Source organism: Candidatus Nanosynsacchari sp. TM7_ANC_38.39_G1_1 (genome assembly GCF_004138385.1).
In genome coordinates, this window is sequence record NZ_PQNZ01000062.1 from 1 (window position 1) to 4023 (window position 4023).

Annotated in this window: 5 protein-coding genes; 4 read left to right on the forward strand and 1 reads right to left on the reverse strand. The window is 45.3% G+C overall.

Annotation, left to right across the window (positions count from 1 at the left end; genetic code table 11):
- Positions 1-45 precede the first annotated feature (45 nt).
- The 4 genes from G1ANC_RS03815 to cysS are packed head-to-tail and all read left to right on the forward strand — an operon-like array spanning position 46 to position 2774.
- Complete coding sequence (locus G1ANC_RS03815) at positions 46-297, forward strand: hypothetical protein (protein WP_129693677.1); 252 nt, start codon at positions 46-48, stop codon at positions 295-297.
- An 18-nt stretch (positions 298-315) separates the two neighbouring features.
- Positions 316-903, forward strand: a complete 588-nt coding sequence (locus tag G1ANC_RS03820; protein ID WP_129693678.1) for a uracil-DNA glycosylase family protein — start codon at positions 316-318, stop codon at positions 901-903.
- Complete coding sequence (locus G1ANC_RS03825) at positions 900-1244, forward strand: DUF488 domain-containing protein (protein WP_129693679.1); 345 nt, start codon at positions 900-902, stop codon at positions 1242-1244. Before G1ANC_RS03820 ends, G1ANC_RS03825 begins: the two co-directional genes overlap by 4 nt.
- Before the next feature lie 45 nt (positions 1245-1289).
- Positions 1290-2774: a cysteine--tRNA ligase gene (gene cysS / locus G1ANC_RS03830; protein WP_129693680.1), complete on the forward strand. Its 1485-nt coding sequence runs from the start codon at positions 1290-1292 to the stop codon at positions 2772-2774.
- A gap of 58 nt (positions 2775-2832) precedes the next feature.
- Here the strand turns inward: cysS and G1ANC_RS03835 are convergent, their stop codons facing one another.
- Positions 2833-4005 carry an AI-2E family transporter gene (locus G1ANC_RS03835; RefSeq protein ID WP_129693681.1) on the reverse strand — a complete coding sequence of 391 codons (1173 nt, stop codon included), beginning with the start codon at positions 4003-4005 and terminating at the stop codon, positions 2833-2835.
- Between the last annotated feature and the right edge of the window lie 18 nt (positions 4006-4023).

Sequence of the window (4023 nt, forward strand, 5' to 3'; positions counted from 1 at the left end):
ATGCTAATATATGATATCAAGTAATCTATGAAAGGATACACATTCATGAGTCAGGCTCAATTGCCTAAAGATAATGCATGGGAAGCTTTTGAAAAAGCTTCTGGTAAATTACGCGATGCTTATAAAATGGAACGGTCTAAAAACTGCTGGATTATACGTAAATTTGATAAAAATTCCATAGCAATGGGTGAAGCTCCTTGGGTTGTCACTGATAGTGGCGAAGTGATTAGAGTTGGTTATCCGCTCTCGCTCGAGGCAGTGCTTGCAGAAGTTGCACGACGTACCGAGAACGGCTAAGTTAAAGGTGTAGCTGCAATGACGCTGCACTCTAAGCCGCTTTTGTATGATCAGATCGCAGCCGATCCAATGAATGATGATTTTACTAATAGAGGTTGGTTGCCTGTGTATTCTGCCTCAGTAAGTTCGCGAATTGTACTGGTCGGGCAGGCGCCAGGTCGAATTGCTCAGCAAACGTTAAGGCCGTGGAATGATGCTAGCGGTCGCTTGCTTCGGCAATGGCTGAATGTGACGGACGAGCAGTTTTACGATTCCGATCTCTTTGCGCTGATGCCGATAGATTTTTATTATCCAGGCAAGGGAGCACACGGCGATTTGCCGCCGCGCTTGGATTTTGCTAAGAAATGGCACCCGCGTTTGCTAGCGCAGATGCCGAATGTGCGATTGACAATTTTGGTTGGTTCGTATGCGCAAAAATATTATCTTGATCGCTGCGCCAAGCAGAATTTGACAGCAACTGTGGCGGACTTTAATATGTATTTGCCAGATTATTTTCCATTGGTTCATCCATCACCGCTCAATATTGGTTGGCGCAAACGTAATCCCTGGTTTGAATCGGACGTTATTCCAGTTCTACAAACTATAGTTAAGGAGGTACTGTCATGACAGTCTATAAAATTAAACGAATTTACGAATCGCCAACATCAGATGATGGCTACCGCGTGCTAGTTGACCGATTATGGCCGCGCGGTATCAGTAAAGAAAGAGCGGCGCTAGACGAGTGGGCTAAAGAAATCGCGCCAACCAATGAGCTGCGCCAATGGTTTAATCATGACCCAGAAAAATTTACAGAATTTTCAGAACGTTATACAAAAGAGTTAGATGAAAATCCTGCCGCTATCAAGGCGAGAAATGACTGGACTAATCATCCAATCGTTACGCTATTGTATAGCGCTAAGGATGCGGAGTTTAACCAGGCGGTAGTACTTAAGCAATGGTTAGAATAAATAGCGCTCTTCAAAAATACTCATTTTTGACGTAAAATATAATTAATGATACGACTCCACAACACTCTGACGCGTCGGCTTGATGATTTTACTCCGCTATCGTCTGATAAAGTGACTTTATATACTTGCGGACCGACTGTCTACGATGATTTACATGTCGGTAACTGGGCAGCCTATGTCTATTGGGATACGCTAGTTCGGACATTGCAAATTGACGGCTATACAGTTGATCGCGTGATGAATATAACCGATGTTGGGCATTTGGTCAGTGATGCTGATGAAGGCGAGGATAAGCTTGAAAAGGGCGCTCGTCGCGATGGAAAAACTGCTTGGGAAATCGCTGAATACTACACGCAACATTTTCTTGACGGCATGAAAGCGCTCAATCTTATTCCGCCGACGCATATAGCCAAGGCGACTGATTACATCTCGCAGCAGATTTCTTTGCTGCGGGCTCTTAAACAGCGCGGCTGCACCTATCAAACCAGCGACGGCATCTATTTTGATACCAGTACTTTTCCGCGTTACGCCGACTTTGCGCAGCTTGATTTGAGCGCTCAAAAAGCTGGTGCTCGCGTCGATGCTAACAGTGAGAAGCGCCAACCGTGGGATTTCGCGCTCTGGAAATTTACCGAGAAAGGTAAAGTGCGCGATATGGAGTGGGAGACGCCTGCTGATTTGCTAGATACGCCGCCAGAAGATAACAAGCCAGTCATGGGCTTTCCTGGTTGGCACTTGGAATGCTCGGCTATCGCCATGAGTTTGCTCGGCAAGACAATCGATATTCATACTGGCGGAATTGATCATATTCCGGTGCATCACACTAACGAAATTGCCCAGAGCGAAGCGGCAACTGGCCAAAGGTTTGCGAACTTTTGGCTGCACTGCAACCACCTGAAGATTAATGGCGGCAAAATCAGTAAGTCTCTCGGTAATGGCTACACGCTTGATGATCTAAAGCAGCATGGTTTCTCAGCGATGGATTTGCGAATGTTTATTTTGCAGGGACATTATTCTAACGAAGGTAATTTTTCATTCGAGAATTTGCAGGCAGCACATAACCGGCTACAACATTGGCGCGACGTGGCTTGTCTACGACATCAAGTTCACGATCGCTTACATAGTGATACCGAGAACAACGATCTGCGACATGATTTCTCGCCGAGTGCAGCTATTGGCGCCGTCAAAGAAGCGTTAAACGATAACTTAGAAACGCCACGGGCGCTAGCTATTGTCGATAAAGCCTTAACTGAACTCGACAAAAAACCACCGCAGAAAATCTATAGAGCTGGATTAATCGAATTTTTAGAGTTTGTTGATGCGGCATTGGGGCTTGAGCTGTTGGACTCAACTCCCGATATTGATGATGAATGTAAACGGTTATTAGTAGAACGCCGCCGTGCTCGCGATAACAAGAATTGGGTAAATTCCGATGAATTACGCGACGAGCTGCTCAATGAATACGGCGTAGTTGTCAAAGACACCGCACATGATACTTTATGGGCGTACGCTGACGAAAAACCAGAGTAGACTCGAGTGTTTAAAAGATTCTTTTTGAATGGTGTGAGCTGGCTAGGCCAATCCTTTACTAGGCTTCAGTTTCTGATTTAGCTGCCCCTGGTTTACTTTTTTCGCGGCGAACACGCTTGAGTAGGCGAGCAAGCTTTGTCGGTTTGGCAGCTGGTTCTTCGCGGCGTTCGACCTTGATATATTCAGTTGCAAGCACTTTGGCGCAGCCAGCTATCGGTATCGAGATAATACCGCCAACCATGCCGAACATGTACAGTCCTATAGTTACCGCCATCAAAACCATTAGCGGCGAAAGTTCAATACGCTTCGATTGAATAGTTGGCGAAATTACATTGTTCTCAATCTGTTGATAAATGATGAAGTAAATACCAAAAGCTATCGCTGCTGGCATACTATTAATTGCCAGTAATGCAAAGACAATAATGCCGCCAATTCCTGCGCCGAACATTGGGATCAGCGACAAGATAAACATGATAGCAATCGTTGGCAAAGCGATGTTTGCTGGTACTGCTGGAAAAACTTGACTCAAGATAAATACTGTTAAGCCGGCAAAAGCACCATCTAAACCCGAAACGATCAATTGTCCGCTTACATATCCAGAGATTACTGCATTCATCCGCCGGAAGATGATCCGATGGTGCTGCATTCGCTTGTCGTTGCTGTATAATCCCCAGAAGTATCGTGACCAGCGCGGTCCTTCGACCAGCATTAGGAATGTTAGAACTAGCGCTAGCGAGGCCTCGGTGATTAGCGACATTGTCGTTCCGACGCCGCTGAGAAAGTTCTGTCCAAAGTTTGCCAGCCACGACGTTGCATTTCCTTGTATTGAAACAACCATTTGATCAATCTGCGATTCTAGATGATAACGCGATACTATAGCACCAAAACCCTTCCATTGCGCCGACATTGTTCGTATCGTATCGGGTAGAGTTTGTAAAAAGCTAATTGTTTGCTGAACTATTGGCGGCACTGCCAAAAACAGAATTGCCGCTAGTATTGCTACAATAACGATAAAAGCGATAGCTGTACTGAGAGTTCGGCTGCGGTTGGGTAGCTTATTAGCCAACCAGCTGACTGGCCCATTGAGAGCTAGTGCTAAGAATGCTGCCGCTCCAATAATTACTAACGCTGTACGAGCATTCCAAATTAATAAGCCTGCTAGTCCAAAGCCGATTACTACCAGCCAAAAACGTACGAATGTTATAGTGTCTATCTCGATTTTAACCTTCATATTTTTAGTATAGCGCTT